The sequence below is a fragment of the Pseudomonas fluorescens genome (assembly GCF_004683905.1).
Lineage (GTDB): Bacteria > Pseudomonadota > Gammaproteobacteria > Pseudomonadales > Pseudomonadaceae > Aquipseudomonas > Aquipseudomonas putida_A.
On the sequence record NZ_CP038438.1, the window covers coordinates 1,244,715 to 1,263,211 of the forward strand.

An 18,497-nucleotide genomic window follows, 5' to 3' on the forward strand; every position below is an offset into this window, starting at 1 on the left:
CAAAATGCGCGTTGATTGGTTTATCGGCCACTTTTTGCCGATCCTTAACTTTTTTGAGCGTGTTTTCATGATTGAGCAACCCGCGGCCTGCCGCATCCATGTCCAGGCCCTCGGCCCGACGTTTGAAGCGCAAGCCGAGCAGTGGGCCGAGCGTCTGGGCCTGCCGCTGCAGGTGGACGGCGGCGAGTTCGCCTTGCAGGTCGGCGAGCAGGGTTTGCAGCTGCAGCAGCTCGGCACGGATGCACCAGGGCCGGTGCGGGTGGATTTCGTCGAAGGTGGCGCGGCGCATCGGCGTCTGTACGGCGGCGGCAGCGGGCAGATGATCGCCAAGGCGGTCGGCATTGCTCAAGGCGTGCGCCCACGGGTGCTGGATGCCACGGCGGGGCTGGGCAAGGATGCGTTCGTGCTGGCCAGTCTGGGTTGCGAGATGAGCCTGATCGAGCGTCAGCCGTTGATCGGCGCGTTGCTGGAGGATGGTCTGGCGCGGGCGGCGGAAGATTTCGATGTGGCGCCGATTGTCGCGCGGATGAAGCTGCTCAAGGGCAACTCGATCGAGGTCATGCGCAACTGGGAAGGCGAGCCGCCGCAGGTGATCTACCTCGACCCGATGTTCCCGCACCGCGAGAAAACCGCGCTGGTGAAGAAGGAAATGCGCCTGTTCCGGCCACTGGTCGGGGATGATCCGGATGCGCCGGCACTGCTGGAGGCGGCGCTGGCGTTGGCGACGCACCGGGTGGTGGTCAAGCGCCCGCGCAAGGCACCGTGCATCGAGGGGCCGAAGCCGAGCCATGCGCTGGATGGCAAGTCGAGCCGGTATGACATCTACCCGAAGAAAGCGTTAAAACCTTAAGACCGAGTTGCGCCCATTCGCGAGCAAGCTCGCTCCCACATTTGGAATGCATTTCAAATGTGGGAGCGAGCTTGCTCGCGAAGGCGTCCGCAAAAACTCCGCAAAATCAGCGCCGATACGCCCGCATGAACAACCCCACCACCTCCTGCACATGACTCTCTGAAGCCTCTTCGCTCAGCGGCTCGCCGCAGCAATACAACAAACGAAAATTCCCTGCGCCCTTGATCAGGCAGAAGAAATGCTCGGCCGCATTACGCGGCAGGTCGATGCTCAGCGCGCCGGTCTCGTCGATGCGTTTCAGCAGCCGCTCCATGCCTTGCACCATGCGCTCGGGACCGGCGTCGTAGAAAATCTGTGACAGCTTCGGATCCTGCGTGCCCAGCGCCATCATCAAGCGATGCAGATTCACCGACTCGTCGCTGTTGATCAGTTGATGAAAGCCTCGGGCAATGTTCAGCAACACATTTTCCACGGGGATTCCGGCGGGCAATTCGAAGAACAGCGGCGGTAACTGCTCCTCGCATTTGGCCATCACCGCGGAGGAGAACAGCGTCTCCTTGTCGTTGAAGTGGCTGTAAACCGTCAGTTTCGACACGCCAGCCTCGGCGGCGACCGCGTCCATGCTGGTGTTGGCGTAGCCGTGACTCAGAAACAGGATTTTCGCCGCGTCGAGGATCGCCCGGCGCTTGGCCGGATCCTTCGGACGGCCCGGGCCGTTTGGAGCTGCAAGATTGTTCGACATTCTTCGCTTTTAATACTGGACTGGTGAGTTTGCTATTAATACCATACCGGCCAGTATAAATATTCCAAGCACCATTAGCGAAAGGTCCGTCACCATGTTCCGCCATGCGTTGTCGTTTGCCGTGCCAGTCAGCCTGGCTGTTTTATTGTCCGCATGCGGTCAGGAAGAGGCGACGCAAGTCAGCATTCGACCGGCCATGGTGGTGCAGCCAGAGCCTTCGGCGCAGGCGATGGAAAGTTATCCGGGCGAGGTGCGCGCCCGTTACGAACCGGATCTGGCATTCCGCATTGGCGGCAAAGTCAGCCGACGACTGGTCGAAGAAGGTCAGCGCGTGAAGGCCGATCAGCCATTGGCCGAGCTCGATCCGCAGGATGTGCGCCTGCAACTGGAAGCCACCCGCGCACAGGTCGCCGCCGCCGAAGCCAATCTGAACCTGGTGCGCGCCGAGCGTGACCGCTACAAGACGCTGATGGAGCGGCAGATGGTCAGTCGTTCGGCCTACGACAACGCGGAAAACCTCTACCGTTCCGGCGAGGCGCGCCTCAAGCAGATCAAGGCCGAATTCAACGTCTCGACCAACCAGGCCAGTTACGCCGTGTTGCGCGCGCCGCAGGACGGCGTGGTGGCCAAGCGTGCGGTGGAAGTCGGGCAAGTGGTTGCCGCCGGGCAAACCGTGTTCACCCTCGCCACCGATGGCGAGCGCGAAGTGTCGATCAGCCTGCCGGAGCAGAGCTTCGGGCGGTTCAAGGTCGGCCAGCCAGTCACCGTTGAACTGTGGACCCAGCAGAACCAGCGCTTCGCCGGGCAGATTCGTGAACTGTCGCCGGCAGCCGACCCGAAATCCCGCACCTTCGCCGCGCGCATCTCGTTCACCAGCGGCAAAGTCCCGGCTGAGCTCGGGCAGAGCGCCCGGGTGTTCGTGCAATCGGCGGATGCCGTGCCGCTGTCGGTGCCGCTTTCGGCCCTGACTGCCGAGAACGGCGCGACCTACGTCTGGGTCGTCAACGCCAACAACACCCTGAAAAAGACTCCAGTGCGCATCGGCCCGTTCGGCGAGAAAAGCGTGCCGGTGCTCGAAGGCCTCAACGCCAGCGACTGGGTGGTGGCTGCCGGTGTTCACGTATTGCTCGAAGGTCAGCAGGTGCGGCCTGTGGATCGCTCCAACCGAGTGGTCAATCTGGCGGACAAGGAGTAAGTCCCGATGCGCTTCAACCTTTCTGAATGGGCGCTGCGTAATCGCCAGATCGTACTGTTCCTGATGCTTTTGCTGGCCATCGTCGGCGCCTTGTCCTACACCAAGCTCGGCCAGAGCGAAGACCCGCCGTTCACCTTCAAGGCCATGGTCATTCAGACCCGCTGGCCGGGGGCGACCGCGCAGGAAGTCTCGCGTCAGGTCACTGAACGCATCGAAAAGAAATTGATGGAAACCGGCGAGTACGAACGCATCGTGTCGTTCTCCCGCCCGGGTGAGTCGCAGGTCACCTTCATTGCCCGCGACTCGATGCATTCCAAGGAAATTCCCGACCTGTGGTATCAGGTGCGCAAGAAGGTCAGCGACATTCGCCAGACCTTGCCGCCGGATATTCAGGGACCGTACTTCAACGATGAATTCGGCACCACTTTCGGCAACATCTATGCGCTGACCGGCGACGGCTTCGACTACGCGGTGCTCAAGGATTACGCCGACCGCATCCAGATCCAGCTGCAACGGGTCAAGGATGTCGGCAAGGTCGATCTGCTCGGTTTGCAGGACGAGAAAATCTGGGTCGAATTGTCCAACGTCAAACTCGCCACCCTTGGCTTGCCACTCGCGGCCGTGCAGCAAGCGCTGCAAGAGCAGAACGCGGTGTCCACCGCCGGCTTCTTTGAAACCGGCAGCGAGCGTGTACAACTGCGGGTTTCGGGGAATTTTCAGACGGTCGAGGAGATCAAGAACTTCCCGATCCGCGTCGGTGACCGGACGTTCCGCATCTCCGATGTCGCCGATGTGCATCGCGGTTTCAACGATCCACCGGCGCCGCGCATGCGCTTCATGGGCGAAGACGCCATTGGCCTCGCAGTAGCGATGAAGGACGGCGGCGACATTCTGGTGCTGGGCAAAGCGCTGGAAGGCGAGTTCTCGCGCCTGCAGAAAAACCTTCCGGCCGGCATGCAATTGCGCAAGGTGTCCGACCAACCGGCGGCGGTGAAAACCGGGGTCGGCGAGTTCGTCCAGGTGCTGGTCGAGGCGCTGGCGATCGTATTGCTGGTGAGCTTCTTCTCCCTCGGCGTGCGCACCGGCATGGTGGTTGCGCTGACCATTCCGCTGGTGCTGGCGATGACCTTCGCCTGCATGTATTACCTGGGCATCGGCCTGCACAAGATCTCGCTCGGCGCGCTGGTGCTGGCGCTGGGTTTGCTGGTGGACGACGCGATCATCGCCGTGGAAATGATGGCGATCAAAATGGAGCAGGGCTTCGACCGGATCAAGGCTGCGAGCTACGCTTGGACCAGCACTGCGTTCCCGATGCTTACCGGTACGCTGATCACCGCCGCGGGTTTTCTACCGATCGCCACCGCGCAGTCCGGCACTGGCGAATACACCCGTTCGATCTTTCAGGTGGTGACCATCGCGTTGCTCGCCTCATGGGTGGCAGCGGTGATGTTTGTGCCGTATCTGGGGGAAAAACTCCTGCCGGATCTGGCGAAGATTCATGCGGCCAAACATGGCACGACTGACGGGCAAGCCGACCCGTATGGCACGCCGTTTTATCAACGGGTTCGACGTCTGGTGGAGTGGTGCGTGGCGCACCGCAAAACCGTGATTGTGCTGACAGTGGGGCTGTTTATTGCGTCGGTGATGCTGTTCCGTTTCGTCCCGCAGCAGTTCTTCCCGGCCTCCAATCGATTGGAGTTGATGGTCGATCTGAAACTCGCTGAAGGGGCGTCGCTGGCCAACACCACGGCCGAGGTCAAACGCTTGGAAGCGATGCTCAAGGATCACGCCGGCATCGATAACTATGTGGCGTATGTCGGCACCGGTTCGCCGCGCTTCTACCTGCCGCTGGATCAACAACTGCCGGCGGCGAGCTTCGCTCAGTTTGTGGTATTGGCGAAAAACATCGAAGAGCGCGAGACCCTGCGCACCTGGTTGATCGAGACCCTTAACGAGCAATTCCCGACCCTGCGTTCGCGGGTCACGCGTCTGGAAAACGGCCCGCCTGTTGGCTATCCGGTGCAGTTCCGCGTCACCGGTGAACACATCGAGGAAGTCCGTGCGCTGGCGCGCAAAGTGGCGGCCAAGGTGCGCGAGAACCCGCATGTGGTCAACGTGCACCTGGATTGGGAAGAGCCGAGCAAAGTGGTTTACCTGAACATCGATCAGGATCGTGCGCGGGCGCTCGGTGTGAGCACGGCCAATCTGGCGAAATTCCTCCAGAGTTCGCTGACCGGCTCGAGTGTCAGCCAGTACCGCGAGGACAACGAGTTGATCGAGATTCTGCTGCGCGGCACGGTGCATGAGCGCACCGAGTTGACGTTGCTGCCGAGTCTGGCGGTGCCGACCGATAACGGTCGCAGTGTGGCGCTGTCGCAGATCGCCACGCTGGAGTACGGGTTTGAGGAAGGGATCATCTGGCACCGTAATCGTCTGCCGACCGTGACTGTGCGTGCGGACATTTATGGCAAGGAGCAACCGGCGACGCTGGTGAAGCAGATCGAGCCGACGCTGGATCCGATCCGTGCCGAATTGCCTGACGGGTATCTGCTGGATGTTGGCGGCACGGTGGAGGATTCGGAGCGTGGGCAGAAGTCGGTGAATGCCGGGGTGCCGATGTTCATTGTGGTGGTGCTGACGCTGCTGATGGTGCAATTGCGCAGTTTTTCGCGCACGGCGATGGTGTTTCTTACGGCGCCGCTGGGGTTGATCGGGGTGGTGTTGTTTCTGATGGTGTTCCGCCAGCCGTTCGGGTTTGTGGCGATGCTGGGGACGATTGCGCTGTCGGGGATGATCATGCGCAACTCGGTGATTCTGGTGGATCAGATCGAGCAGGATATTGCCTCTGGTCTCAAGCCTTGGCAGGCGATTATCGAGGCGACGGTGCGGCGGTTTCGGCCGATTGTGTTGACGGCGTTGGCGGCGGTGCTGGCGATGATTCCTTTGTCGCGCAGTGTGTTTTTCGGGCCGATGGCGGTGGCGATCATGGGGGGGTTGATTGTGGCTACGGCTTTGACGCTTTTGTTTTTGCCTGCTTTGTATGCGGCCTGGTTCCGAGTGCGTCGGGAGGGGTGAGGCTTTTGGACTTGGCGGCCTTTGGGCCGACCAGGTTCTGGGGTTTTGGGTGTATATCCGTTTCTTCGGGGGTTGCGGCTGGCGGTTTCGCCCTTACGGCGACTCCCTTTGGCAAACGCCCCAAAGGAAGCAAAGGTCTTGGCCCCGGCGTACGGCCCTCGCCTAGGCTCGGGTCCCTTCGTTGCGGGGTTCATCCGGGGGCATCGCCTCCGGTTTGCTTCGCTGCACCTCCTCTCGATGTGTTCGACTTCGTCGAACGGTCGCTGCGCTCCCACCCCCGGATAAACCCCTCCACTCAGCCTGCCGAAGGGGCCGGCACGGCAAGATCAAAAGCTTTCGGCGAGCTGACACTCGGCCATTTGAGTGGTGAAAAGCATGCGGTTTGTCTGGACTGCTTTGCTTTTCTGTGGGAGCTGGCTTGCCAGCGATGGCGGCCTGACAGCCGACCAATCTCCAACTGACTCACCCAATCCCACTGTAGGAGTGAGCCTGCTCGCGATGGCGGCCTGACAGCCGACCAATCTCCAACTGACTCACCCAATCCCACTGTAGGAGTGAGCCTGCTCGCGATGGCGGCCTGACAGCCGACCAATCTCCAACTGCCTGCACCCAATCCCTCTGTAGGAGTGAGCCTGCTCGCGATGGCGGTTTAGTAGCCGACCAATCTCCAACTGCACACACCCAATCCAAATGTGGGAGCGGGCTTGCTCGAGAAGGCGGCCTGACAGTCGACCAATCTCCAACTGCCTGCACCCAATCCCACTGTAGGAGTGAGCCTGCTCGCGATGGCGGTTTAGTAGCTGACCAATCTCCAACTGCCTGCACCCAATCCAAATGTGGGAGCGGGCTTGCTCGCGAAGGCGGCCTGACAGTCGACCAATCTCCAACTGCCTGCACCCAATCCCACTGTAGGAGTGAGCCTGCTCGCGATGGCGGTTTAGTAGCCGACCAATCTCCAACTGCACACACCCAATCCAAATGTGGGAGCGGGCTTGCTCGCGAAGGCGGCCTGACAGTCGACCAATCTCCAACTGCCTGCACCCAATCCCTCTGTAGGAGTGAGCCTGCTCGCGATGGCGGTCTAGTAGCCGACCAATCTCCAACTGCCCACACCCAATCCAAATGTGGGAGCGGGCTTGCTCGCGCAGGCGGCCTGACAGTCGACCAATCTCCAACTGCCTGCACCCAATCCCACTGTAGGAGTGAGCCTGCTCGCGATGGCGGTTTAGTAGCCGACCAATCTCCAACTGCACATACCCAATCCAAATGTGGGAGCGGGCTTGCTCGCGAAGGCGGCCTGACAGTCGACCAATCTCCAACTGCCTGCACCCAATCCCTCTGTAGGAGTGAGCCTGCTCGCGATGGCGGTCTAGTAGCCGACCAATCTCCAACTGCCCACACCCAATCCAAATGTGGGAGCGGGCTTGCTCGCGAAGGCGGCCTGACAGCCGACCAATCTCCAACTGCCTGCACCCAATCCCACTGTGGGAGCGAGCTTGCTCGCGAAGAGGCCCGCCCAGCCACCCAACCTCTTTGCTCTGTTTAAAAATGTTCCAGATAACCAGAACCTTCCCACAAGGTTTTCAGGTTGCCCGTCGGAAGCGCGATCTCTAGCCTGAGTGTGTCGCTGCAAAAATCAGCGACCGGGTTTCGCAGCCCGGTTAAACTTCAGACGCACAGCGTCCACCATCCGAAAGCGGGCGCTTTTTTATGCCTGTGTCATGGCGGTTGTGCGCGGGATACCTTCGGGTATGCCGGGTGCCTGAAGTCCCGGTCTGCGAACCTGCGTACAGCTGCCACCTTACATTCGTTTCGCAGCGAACGGTGGCGGCTCCACTACTTCAGGAGTTCCACCATGTTCAAACACACCCCGAATCCCCCCGAATCCGCACCAGAATCCACCCCCGAACGGCCAACCGACCCCGTCTCCCCCTACGCCTTCCTCGACTCGCGCAAGCTCCACGACGCAGCCCTGCGTGCGCTCGATCACTACCTCCTGCCCCAGCCTGAAAAACAGCCCAAACCCGTCACTCAGCCCAGCACAATCTTCACTGTCCTCCCCGAAGTCGATTCCGAAACCTTGCTCGCCCATGCCTGTGAAACGCTGGCCTCGGCCAATGTCATGGCCAGTGAGTTGGCGTTTACCCTGAGCGGTCCGACGTGCAGTCAGCTTCTCGGTATCCAGCAGATGATTTCGCTCGCGGAGCTGTCGGTTAACCGCGTCCTCGATCAAGTCGATCCGCAAGGCTGACACGCAACAAAAAGCCCGCTGACCTTCACAGGTTCAGCGGGCTTTTTCGTGCCGCGGCAAAAATTACAAGGTGCCGAACACTTTCTTCGCCAGACCCGTCGCTGCAGCAGCCGGATTCTTGCGAATGGTTTCTTCCTGTTTGCCGATCATTTCGAACAGGCCATTGAGCGCTTGTTCAGTGACGTAGTTTTCGACGTTGGCGCTCTTCGCATCCACCACCCCCAGGGTCGCGGCCTGGCCGGCGAAGGCGTTGTACTTTTGTGCGACGCCGACTTTGTCGGTGGCTTGTTTGACGATGGGCAGGAACTTGGCGCGGATCTGTTCGCGGCTGGTTTTGTCCAGGTATTGGGTGGCCGAGTCAGTGCCGCCGCTGAGGATGCCCTTGGCGTCGGCCACGGTCATTTTCTTCACGGCGTCGACGAGGATCGGCTGGGCCTGGGTTACGGCGCTTTCTGCGGCCTTGTTCATGGCGGTTTCGAGTTCGTCGACCTGGGCGCCCATGCCGAAGGCTTTCATCTTGCCGGCGACTTTGCCGAGTTTGCCCGGCAGTTCGATTTTCACTTCCGGGTTGTTGCTGAAGCCGCCCGGGGTGCCGAGTTGTTTGACGGCGATTTGCGCGCCTTGGGTCAGGGCGTCCTTGAGGCCGCCGGTGGCGTCTTGTTGCGAGAGGTCGCTGAGCGACAGTGCCAGGGCGCTGGCAGAGATCATCAAGCCCGCGCACAGGCCGGCGAAGCGAAGGGTAGGGCGGAGCATGGCAGCTTCCTTGAAAGACAATTAGCGAATGGCGTCGACGCGGATTTTCAGCGGCTGCGGATCGTTGCCGTCCAGTTGCACGGCATGGTTTTCGGTGGTGATGAACATCAGCTCGCCGTTGACTTCAATGCGCGCACTGACCGAGTAGCGGTGGCCGGGTTTGACCTGGGCCGGATCGTAACTCAAGTGGAACGCCAACGGCACCTGGCCTTTGACCGGGCCTTTCTGTTCGTCGAGAACCACCGCCGGTGCGTCGGCCAGCGACACGTCCTGCAGGCTCACGCTCAGGGTCGCGCTTGGTGGCAGGGCGATGCGTTGCAGGTAGAACACTTCGCCGTCGAGGCCGACTTTGCCGGCGGGGGTGGTCGACTGGCAGGCGCTCAACAGGGTGGCTGCGGCGAGAAGGGTGAGTTTTTTCATCGGGACCTCTGAGACGTTTGCGCCGGAAGAATCCCGGCGCCGAAGGAAATCTAGCGGATTTTGGTGCCAGCGTCAGTGAACAAACGTAAGGGTTTTTCCAGCCACTGCATTAATTTCTGAAACGACAGCGCGCTTGTGTTGGGCATCGCGGGAGCCAGTTCGACTTGTTCAGGTGAGATCACAAGACGTTGATGGTAGCGGTTTTCAATACCCGTCAGTGCATAGCGTTTACCGGGTATAACGCTGTCAGGATCATATTTCAGATAAAACCCGGAGACTGACTGTTCGTCCTGTTTGACATGCACCAGCTCAACTTCGGGAGACTCTGCTTCATGCAGACTGATGGTGACCGCTTCTTCTGGCGCAACAATTTCGGCTTCTTGAGCCTCGACATATAGAAAACCGATCGGGCTCAGGTGCAGGGTTTGGCGATGGGGAGTGTTGTTGACAGTGACGAAGTAGTCCTGCTCGATCAGCAACGGTATTTGGTCATGAAGGATCTGCACATTGACTTGGTACCTGACGCCTACATCGCCGTAGTGATGAGGGAAGTCAAATTTCCAGCCGGCGTCGAAGATCGCAGCACGGTGCCAGTCCTTGATGTTAATAGGCGATTGGGAATTGAAAACTTTGACGCTGACAATGGTTTCATTGACACCATCGGCAGGCGCATGGAATTCGGGCGGTAGGCGGAAGTCCAGGATTACTGCGCAAGTTTCTTCGGTTAACAGGCTCATCTCGATATCCGTATCGTGATTGGTGGGTTGCGCCTATTAATCCATGAATCAACTAACGGGGCCATTGAAGTGCGCGCCCGTTAGTTGTCAGCAAGTTTCAGACTTGTGGTGTATCCGCTGTTTCGGCGGCATCTTCACTGCGATGCAAGGCCACTTGACGAATCGACAGGCGAATCTCCGCCGGCAACACGCGTTTGGCCGCGCCTTCGGCCAGTTCTCCGAGCAGTTCGTGGTAGCTCAGCTTACCCGCTTCGTCGCGGCGCAGCACGTCGAGGTCGAGCAGGGTCTGGATGAAGTGGCGGAACAGGCTCTTGTCGAAGAACTCCGGGGCATTCAGACCGTGGAGGATCGACAGGCGCTGGGCCATGACCGTGCACAGATCCTCCAGCTCTTCGGCGCTGATGCTGTTCTGGCCGCTGTTGAGCAGCAGGGACACGGTCATGTAGAAGCGCTGCAAGGTCTGCGCGATGCTTTTCGACAGCAGGGTCAGCAGCACAAAGTGCCGCGAACTTGGCGCCGGACGCATGTACACGTCCTTCTCGAAACGCAGCAGGCCTTGCTCGACGAAGGCTTCCAGCCATTGATCGACCACGGCGTCCAGTTCCTCCAGGCTCCAGCGAATGAACAGCTCCGATTGCAAGTACGGATACAGCGCGCGGGTGTAGCGCAGGATCTGCTCGCGGCTCATGCGCGAGGTGCTCTGGAAGAAGCTCGCCAGCAGCGCCGGCAAGGCGAAGATGTGCAGCACGTTGTTGCGGTAGTAGGTCATCAGGACGGCGTTCTGCTCGTCCAGATAGAGAATCTTGCCCAGCGCATCGTTCTGCTCGGACAGCAGATCCATGTCCTTCACATGCTCGATCAGCGCGCGACCATCGCCTTCCGGCAGGGTCGTGTGCGGCGAGTACGGGACTTTGCGCAGCAGCGCCAGATACAGATCCAGCACCCGCGCCATGGCCCGATCGTCCAGTGCCAGGCGGGTGGTCGAGAGCAGCGCCAGCGCCACCAGATTGACCGGGTTGATCGCCGCTGCTTCGTTCAAGTGCTGCGCGACTTTCTCGCCAAGGCGGTTGGTGGTCTCGTTGAGCCACGCCGGTTTGTACTGCGGGCCGAGTTCCTGCTGGCGCCAGTCTGGCTGTTCGCTGTCGAGGAATTCCGCGAGTTTGATCGGCTCGCCGAAGTTCACAGCGACCTGACCGAAGCGCTGCTTGAGCGCGCCGATGACTTTGAAGATGTCGAAGATCGACTCTTTCTTCTTGCTCGCGCCACGCAGTTCGCCTAGGTAGGTACGACCTTCCAGCACGCGCTCGTAACCGATGTACACCGGCACGAAAACGATCGGCATCCGCGACGAACGCAGGAAGCTGCGCATCGTGATCGCGAGCATGCCGGTTTTCGGTTGCAGCATGCGCCCGGTGCGCGAGCGGCCGCCCTCGACGAAGTACTCGACCGGGAAACCTTTGGTGAACAGGGTGTGCAGGTATTCGTTGAACACCGAGGTGTACAGCGGATTGCCCTTGAACGTGCGGCGCATGAAGAACGCGCCGCCACGGCGCAGCAGGCTGCCGATCACCGGCATGTTGAGGTTGATCCCGGCGGCGATGTGCGGCGGGGTCAGGCCGTTGCGAAACAGCAGATACGAAAGCAGCAGGTAGTCGATGTGGCTGCGGTGGCACGGCACGTAGATCACTTCGTGACCCTGGGCGACCTTCTGCACGCCTTCGATGTGGTTGACCTTGATCCCGTCGTAGATCTTGTTCCAGAACCAGCTCAGCACCACTTCGAGAAAACGGATCGCGGTGTAGGTGTAGTCCGAGGCGATCTCGTTGCCGTAACGCAGGGCCTGGGCCTTGGCTTTTTCCGGGGAGATGTTCTCGCGTTCGGCTTCGTCGAGGATCGCTTGCTTGACCAGCGGCTGGTTGAGCAGGCCTTTGACCAGATTACGACGGTGCGAGATGTCCGGGCCGATGACGGCGGCTTTCAGATTGCGGAAGTGCACGCGCAGGATGCGCTGGGCCATGCGCACGGTGCGTTCGTGGCCCTTGTTGTGCTCGATCAGTTCGCGCAGGTGGATCGGCGCGGAGAACTGCACGCGGGTCTTGCGCCCGAGGACGATGATGCTCAGCAGCCGACGCAGGCGCCCGGTGACCGCCCAACTGTCGGCGAACAGCAGCTTCCACGGGCTGTTTTCGCTGTCCGGCGACTGGCCCCAGAACACGCTGACCGGAATGATCTGCGCGTCTTCGGCAGCGTTCTGGGTCAGGGCGCTGACCAGACGGGTCAGGGTCGGCGGTGCGCCGCGCTTGTCCTGCCGGCCGAGCCAGTCAGGGTCCGGCGTCAGATAGAAAAACGCCGCCGGTTCGATCAACGGCCCCACCGACACCGGTAGCACCGGACGCGGCAGACCGGCCTTGGTGCACTCGGTGTCGACCACCGCCAGATCAGTGAGCGATGGATTTTGCAGGACGTAGAACACCGGGCGACTGCGGTCGAGGTTGAGGGTGAACGACGACTGGTTGATCGTCTCCGAGCGAACCCAGAGGTACAACAGTCGGCGCAAGGTGCCAAACACAAGACGGCGGAACGGAGAACGGGTCATACGGCTTCTGCGTGAGTGAATAAAACCGAGCGTTTGCTCGGGCGGTCGACAGTTTGCCGTATTAGTCGAAAATCGGCAAAAAAGCGGCGAAGTAATCTCCTGTTGAGACTTTTTGCGCCTGTCATATACTCGGCAATCTGTCGCCGGGGCCCTTTATGGACGTCGGGCGCAGGCTGACGTTCCGCAAAGGCTTTCCTGCGAAAAGCCTGTTCAATAATAAAAAAGGAGTATGAACAGATGGCAACACGTGAAACCGGCAATGTGAAGTGGTTCAACGACGCCAAGGGCTACGGCTTCATTCAGCGCGACGACGGCGTGGACGTGTTCGTGCACTACCGCGCGATTCGCGGTGAAGGGCATCGCTCGCTGACTGAAGGTCAGCAGGTTGAGTATGCGGTGATTACTGGCGAGAAGGGTTTGCAGGCTGAGGATGTGGTAGGTCTGTAACACAACCCTCCAAAACATCCCAAAACCACTGTGGGAGCGGGCTTGCTCGCGAATGCGGTGTATCAGTCGATATCAATAGTGACTGATACACCGCATTCGCGAGCAAGCCCGCTCCCACATTTGGATCTGCGTTGACTGTTGTTACGCGGTCTTCCAGGTGATCTCTTCTTCACCGTCGGCGCTGATGCGAATCCAGCGATCAGCCGTTTCCTCACCCTCTTCCTCGACCCACGTGCCCGGTGCGCAACGCACTTCGACGTTCAGCGCGGCAAAGGCTGCACGGGCGCAGGCGATGTCGTCGTCCCATGGGGTCGCATCGCTTTCCAGGTACAGGCTGTTCCACTTGCCCACGGCTTTCGGCAACCAGGTCACCGGGATGTTGCCGGCCTTGCACTTGTAGGTCTGGCCTTTCTGTACCCAGTCGCTGCACGGGCCCAGAGCCTCACCGAGCCAGGCGGAAATCGCCTTGTGGTCGACGTCGGCGTCTTTCAGGTAAATCTCGATATCCGGTTGGCGCATGGATGTCCTCACTGCGGGTCTGAAAAATCCATTCGCGGATTTAGCCGGCCCCGGGCACTTGCCCGAGACCAAAAGTTATTGAAGAACGAAATAATCGTAGCGCATCGATACGGTGGTCACGAACGGCTCGGCCTGTTCGATCACGGCGGCGCGGCGTTCGGCACTGGCGCGCCAGCCGTGGGGCGTCATCGCCAGCAGGTTGGCGCGATCCTCGGGCTTGTCCAGCGTCAGTTTGAATTCCAGAGTTTCGCTGTGCGCCAGCGCCATGCCTTCCGGCACCAGGGCCAGATGCTTGTCGTCGGTGTATTCGCGCACTTCGTCGTACAGACGTTCGCGCAGTTCCATCAGGTGGCCGCTGGTCGGGCCGACCTTCATCAGGCCGCCGCCGACGCTGAGCAGGCGCTTGGCTTCTGCCCAGTCCAGAGGGCTGAAAACGCTGGCGAGAAACTGGCAACTGCCCGACGCCAATGGCACGCGGGCCATGCTGGCGATCAACCAGGTGATTGCCGGATTACGCTTGCAGGCGCGTTTGACCGCCTCGCGGGAGATGTCCAGTGCGTAGCCATCGGCGTCCGGCAGGGCATCGGCGATCTGTGCGGTGTAGTAACCCTCGCCGCAACCGATATCGACCCAGCGTGCCGGCGCATAACTTGCCGCCAGCTCGGCCAGACGCTTGGCCACCGGCGCGTAATGCCCGGCATTCAGGAAGTCGCGGCGCGCCTCGACCATCGCCTGATTGTCGCCAGGGTCACGGCTGTTCTTGTGCTGTACCGGCAACAGGTTCAGGTAGCCCTGACGCGCACGGTCGAAGCGGTGGCCGGCGGGGCAGACCACGCCGTTGTCGACGCTGTTCAGCGGTTCACTGCAGATCGGGCACGCGAGCATCAGGCGAGCAACTTGATCAGAGTCTGGTAATAAATCTCGGTCAGTACGTCAAGATCGGCCGCCAGCACACGCTCGTTGACCTGGTGAATGGTCGCGTTGACCGGGCCCAGCTCAACCACTTGCGTACCCATGGTCGCGATGAAACGGCCATCGGAAGTGCCGCCGCTGGTCGACGCCTTGGTCTCGCGGCCGGTGATGTCCTTGATGCTCGACGACACCGCGTCGAGCAGCGCGCCCGGCTCGGTGAGGAACGGCAGGCCGGACAGCGCCCAGTCGATGTGCCAGTCCAGATCGTGTTTGTCGAGGATGTCGGCCACGCGTTTCTGCAGGCCTTCGACGGTGGATTCAGTGGAGAAGCGGAAGTTGAACACCGCCACCAGATCACCCGGGATCACGTTGGTCGCGCCGGTGCCCGAGTTGAGGTTGGAAATCTGGAAACTGGTCGGCGGGAAGAAATCGTTGCCATGATCCCAGTGCTCGGCGGCCAGTTCGGCCAAGGCCGGGGCGGCGAGGTGGATCGGGTTCTTCGCCAGATGCGGGTAGGCCACGTGACCCTGCACACCGCGCACGGTGAGCTTGGCGCCCAGCGAGCCGCGACGACCGTTTTTCACCACGTCACCGACCAGCGTGGTGCTCGACGGTTCGCCGACGATGCACCAGTCCAGACGCTCCTTGCGCGCCACCAGACGTTCCACCACAGCCTTGGTGCCGTGGTGCGCCGGGCCTTCTTCGTCGCTGGTGATCAGGAACGCGACCTTGCCCTTGTGGTTCGGGTAGTCGGCGACAAAGCGCTCGGCGGCCACGGTCATCGACGCCAGGCTGCCTTTCATGTCCGCCGCGCCGCGACCGCAGAGCATGCCGTGTTCATCGATCACCGCGTTGAACGGGTCGATCTGCCAGGCGGTCACCGGACCGGTCGGCACCACGTCGGTGTGGCCGGCGAAGCACAGCACCGGGCCGTCGTCATTGCCGTGGGTGGCCCAGAAATTGTCCACGTCCTCGATGCGCATCGGCTCCAGGGTGAAACCGGCATCGCCCAGGCGCTGCATCATCTGCTTCTGGCAATCGGCGTCGACCGGCGTCACGGACGGACGGCGGATCAGGTCGATGGCGAGTTGGAGGGTCGGCGAAAGGTCGGCGTGGGCCGTCATGGAAAACTCCGGAGTCATGAATGTGGGCGCGGACTGACTGTAGGAGTGAGCCTGCTCGCGATTGCAGTGTGTCAGTCAACTTAAACATTGATTGTTACAACGCAATCGCGAGCAGGCTCACTCCTACAGGGGATGGTGTCCGGTCAGTCAGACCGTGTATCCCGCCAAGCCCTGCAAAATGGCGGTTATCTTAAAGCAAAACGGCGACCATTGGCCGCCGTTTAGTGGATCAAAGAGGAATTAGACGACAGGCGCCGGTTCAGGCGCTGTCGCAGGTTTTGGCAGCGACGAGAGGAACGCCATGATCAGCGCGGCCAGGTATGGCAGCGACTGCACCAGCAGCATCGCCACCCAGAAGCGCATGTCGTTGCTCGGAATGCCCTGCACCAGGTAGATCCCCAGCGCCGCGCCCCACAACAGCAGCATGATGAACAGCTCTTCCCGCGCTTCGGAAATCGCCACCCAGAAACCATGGTTGTCGGCGTTTTTCGGCGTGCGGAAGAACGGAATGCTGCTGGTGAAGAAGCCGTACAGCACCGCTTTGGCGATGGTGTGCGACAACGCCAGGCCGGCCAGTGCCGCGCAGAACGCATCCTTGAGGTTCACGCCCACGGCGCGACGGTAGAGGAAGATGATCTTGCCGACCTTGAACACGAACAGCGCCAATGGCGGGATTGCGAAAATCAGCAGCGGCGGATCGACCCGTTGCGGCACGATGATCATCGCCGCCGACCACAGCAGGGCGCCGACGGTGAAGAAGATGTTCATGCCGTCCGCGACCCATGGCAGCCAGCCCGCGAGGAAGTGGTAACGCTGGCCACGGGTCAGCTCGGTGTCCTTGCCGCGCAGCAGGCTGCGGGTGTGGCGCTTGATGATCTGGATTGCGCCGTAGGCCCAGCGGAAACGCTGCTTCTTGAAGTCGATAAACGTATCCGGCATCAGACCCTTGCCGTAGCTGTCGTGGTAATACGCCGCCGACAGGCCTTTTTCGAACACGCGCAGACCGAGTTCGGCGTCTTCACAGATGCACCAATCGGCCCAGCCCAGCTCTTCCAGAACCGAACGCCGGGTCATGGTCATGGTGCCGTGCTGGATGATCGCGTCGCGGTCGTTACGGGTGACCATGCCGATGTGGAAGAAGCCTTTGTATTCGGCGTAGCAGAGCTTCTTGAAGGTGCTTTCGTTCTGGTCGCGGTAATCCTGCGGCGACTGCACCACAGCGATTTTCGGATCGGCGAAGTGCGGCACCATGTGCTTGAGCCAGTTCGGATGCACGCAGTAGTCGGAGTCGATCACCGCGATCACTTCGGCGTCCTTGGCGGTGTGCGGAATCAGGTAGTTCAGCGCACCGCCCTTGAACCCGGCCAATGGCGCAACGTGGAAGAACTTGAAGCGCGGGCCGAGGGTGGCGCAGTAGTCGCGCACCGGTTCCCAGACGGCCGGGTCTTTGGTGTTGTTGTCGATGATCAGGACTTCGTAGTCCGGGTAATCGAGGGCGGCCAGGGCATCGAGGGTCTGTTTGACCATCTCCGGCGGCTCGTTGTAGCAAGGGACGTGGATCGAGACTTTTGGTCTGTAGTCCGAATCGCCCACCACCGGCAGGAATTCACGCCGGCGCTTGTGGGTCCAGACCGCTTCGGCCAGTTCATGCGCTTCGGTCAGCAACACGATGAACACCCCGAGCGCACCCAGTGCCAGGAGGAAACCCACCGTCAGGCTGAACCACGTGCTGTATTGCTGGCTGTAGTCGTAACCGATCCACACCAGCACCGAACCGCAAAGGAACGCGATAAAGGTCAGGAAGGTGCGGCCACGCTGGCGCAGGGCCGAGCCGTCGATCATCAGCAGGGTCAGCGACAGCAGCGCCAGCACCACCGAACCGATGGCCAGCACGCGCCATTGCGGGATGGCGACCACCGGGCCTTCGAAGTTGAATTTCTGTTGGCGGGCGGCATTGAACACGCCCCAGTAGGCGCCCACTGAACCTTCGTCACTGGCCTTCCACGGCTGGTCGAACGCTTCGATCACGAAGTAGTTGAAGCCTTGGCGGTTGAGTTTGTTGACCAGCGTACGCAGATAGATAGCCTGATCCGCCGGCGACGCGTCGGCGCCACCGCGCATGCGCCCGTTGCTCGGCCAGCCGACTTCGGACAGCAGCAGCGGCTTTTTCGGGAACAGCTTTTTCAGGTCACGGGCGCGGTCGAAGACGAACTGTCCGGCCTTGTCCACGGGGATGAATTCCCAGTACGGCAGCACGTGCGCAGCGATCAGGTCGACGTGCTTGGCCAGTTCCGGGTGTTCTTCCCAGACGTGCCACTGCTCGGAGGTGGTCACCGGCACTTTCACCGCTGCGCGTACGCGATCCAGCAGCACGCTCAGTTGCTCGGCAGTGATTTCCTTGCGGAAGATCGCCTCGTTACCGACCACCACACGAACCACGCTGCGTGAGGTGTTGGCCAGTTCGATGGCGCGCTGGATCTCGCGCTCGTTGCGTTCCTGATCGGGGCTGATCCAGATCCCGAGGGTCACGCGCAGACCGAATTCTTCCGCCAGTTTCGGGATGTCCTGCAGCGAACCGTCGACCGAGTAGATGCGGATGTTGTCCGTCAGCTTGCTCATGATCTCCAGGTCACGGCGCATTTCGTCGTCAGTCGGATACTGATCCTTCTGTGGGAATTGGCCCTGCTGGAATGGCGAATAAGAGAAACCGGAGATCTGCTCCGGCCAGTTGGGCGCGGAGACCGGGCGATTGATCAGCGCCCAGAAACCGGTGAACAGGGCGGCGATTGCCAGAACCACCACCAGGTTGAGACCAAATTTACGCGATGACATAGCTATTTCGGGTTCCAAAGGCTGTGGAACGAAGGAACGGATCG

The 18,497-nt window shown here is 60.8% G+C and carries 14 protein-coding genes; 5 read left to right on the plus strand and 9 right to left on the minus strand.

Annotation, left to right across the window (positions count from 1 at the left end):
- Nucleotides 1-67 precede the first annotated feature (67 nt).
- Nucleotides 68-850: a class I SAM-dependent methyltransferase gene (locus E4T63_RS05580; RefSeq protein ID WP_135295045.1), complete on the plus strand. Its 783-nt coding sequence runs from the start codon at nt 68-70 to the stop codon at nt 848-850.
- Nucleotides 851-956: 106 nt separating this feature from the next.
- Here E4T63_RS05580 and E4T63_RS05585 read toward each other — a convergent pair whose 3' ends face one another.
- Nucleotides 957-1,592: a TetR/AcrR family transcriptional regulator gene (locus E4T63_RS05585; RefSeq protein WP_135295046.1), complete on the minus strand. Its 636-nt coding sequence runs from the start codon at nt 1,590-1,592 to the stop codon at nt 957-959.
- Between the two features lie 94 nt (nt 1,593-1,686).
- Here E4T63_RS05585 and E4T63_RS05590 point away from each other — a divergent pair, with 94 nt between their 5' ends.
- From E4T63_RS05590 to E4T63_RS05600, 3 genes are all read left to right on the plus strand, one after another.
- On the plus strand, nt 1,687-2,787 hold the full coding sequence (locus E4T63_RS05590) for an efflux RND transporter periplasmic adaptor subunit (RefSeq protein ID WP_097086420.1): 1,101 nt from the start codon (nt 1,687-1,689) through the stop codon (nt 2,785-2,787).
- Nucleotides 2,788-2,793: 6 nt separating this feature from the next.
- On the plus strand, nt 2,794-5,862 hold the full coding sequence (locus E4T63_RS05595; protein ID WP_135295047.1) for an efflux RND transporter permease subunit: 3,069 nt from the start codon (nt 2,794-2,796) through the stop codon (nt 5,860-5,862).
- Nucleotides 5,863-7,717: 1,855 nt separating this feature from the next.
- Nucleotides 7,718-8,113: a DUF6124 family protein gene (locus E4T63_RS05600; protein ID WP_135295048.1), complete on the plus strand. Its 396-nt coding sequence runs from the start codon at nt 7,718-7,720 to the stop codon at nt 8,111-8,113.
- Between the two features lie 63 nt (nt 8,114-8,176).
- Here the strand turns inward: E4T63_RS05600 and E4T63_RS05605 are convergent, their stop codons facing one another.
- From E4T63_RS05605 to plsB, 4 genes are all read right to left on the minus strand, one after another.
- Nucleotides 8,177-8,866, minus strand: a complete 690-nt coding sequence (locus E4T63_RS05605; RefSeq protein ID WP_086792179.1) for a DUF4197 domain-containing protein — start codon at nt 8,864-8,866, stop codon at nt 8,177-8,179.
- 21 nt (nt 8,867-8,887) lie between these two features.
- Nucleotides 8,888-9,286 (minus strand): YbaY family lipoprotein, encoded by a 399-nt coding sequence (locus E4T63_RS05610; RefSeq protein WP_135295049.1) that lies wholly within the window; start codon nt 9,284-9,286, stop codon nt 8,888-8,890.
- A 50-nt stretch (nt 9,287-9,336) separates the two neighbouring features.
- A complete protein-coding gene (locus E4T63_RS05615; RefSeq protein ID WP_134785534.1) occupies nt 9,337-10,023 on the minus strand; it encodes a hypothetical protein in 687 nt (228 codons plus the stop codon).
- Between the two features lie 97 nt (nt 10,024-10,120).
- On the minus strand, nt 10,121-12,619 hold the full coding sequence (gene plsB, locus E4T63_RS05620) for a glycerol-3-phosphate 1-O-acyltransferase PlsB (protein WP_135295050.1): 2,499 nt from the start codon (nt 12,617-12,619) through the stop codon (nt 10,121-10,123).
- A 237-nt stretch (nt 12,620-12,856) separates the two neighbouring features.
- On the opposite strand from plsB, the gene E4T63_RS05625 reads away from it, so the two are divergent.
- Nucleotides 12,857-13,066, plus strand: a complete 210-nt coding sequence (locus tag E4T63_RS05625; RefSeq protein ID WP_016771489.1) for a cold-shock protein — start codon at nt 12,857-12,859, stop codon at nt 13,064-13,066.
- Between the two features lie 141 nt (nt 13,067-13,207).
- On the opposite strand, the gene E4T63_RS05630 is transcribed toward E4T63_RS05625, so the two are convergent.
- From E4T63_RS05630 to E4T63_RS05645, 4 genes are all read right to left on the minus strand, one after another.
- Nucleotides 13,208-13,585 carry a hypothetical protein gene (locus E4T63_RS05630; protein ID WP_007964251.1) on the minus strand — a complete coding sequence of 126 codons (378 nt, stop codon included), beginning with the start codon at nt 13,583-13,585 and terminating at the stop codon, nt 13,208-13,210.
- A gap of 75 nt (nt 13,586-13,660) precedes the next feature.
- On the minus strand, nt 13,661-14,470 hold the full coding sequence (locus tag E4T63_RS05635; RefSeq protein WP_135295051.1) for a putative RNA methyltransferase: 810 nt from the start codon (nt 14,468-14,470) through the stop codon (nt 13,661-13,663).
- Nucleotides 14,470-15,621, minus strand: coding sequence for a succinyl-diaminopimelate desuccinylase (dapE, locus tag E4T63_RS05640; RefSeq protein ID WP_098967446.1), 1,152 nt, complete (start codon nt 15,619-15,621; stop codon nt 14,470-14,472). The genes E4T63_RS05635 and dapE overlap by 1 nt, the downstream gene beginning before the upstream one ends.
- A 240-nt stretch (nt 15,622-15,861) precedes the next feature.
- A complete protein-coding gene (locus tag E4T63_RS05645; protein ID WP_096795823.1) occupies nt 15,862-18,453 on the minus strand; it encodes a glycosyltransferase in 2,592 nt (863 codons plus the stop codon).
- Nucleotides 18,454-18,497 lie beyond the last annotated feature (44 nt).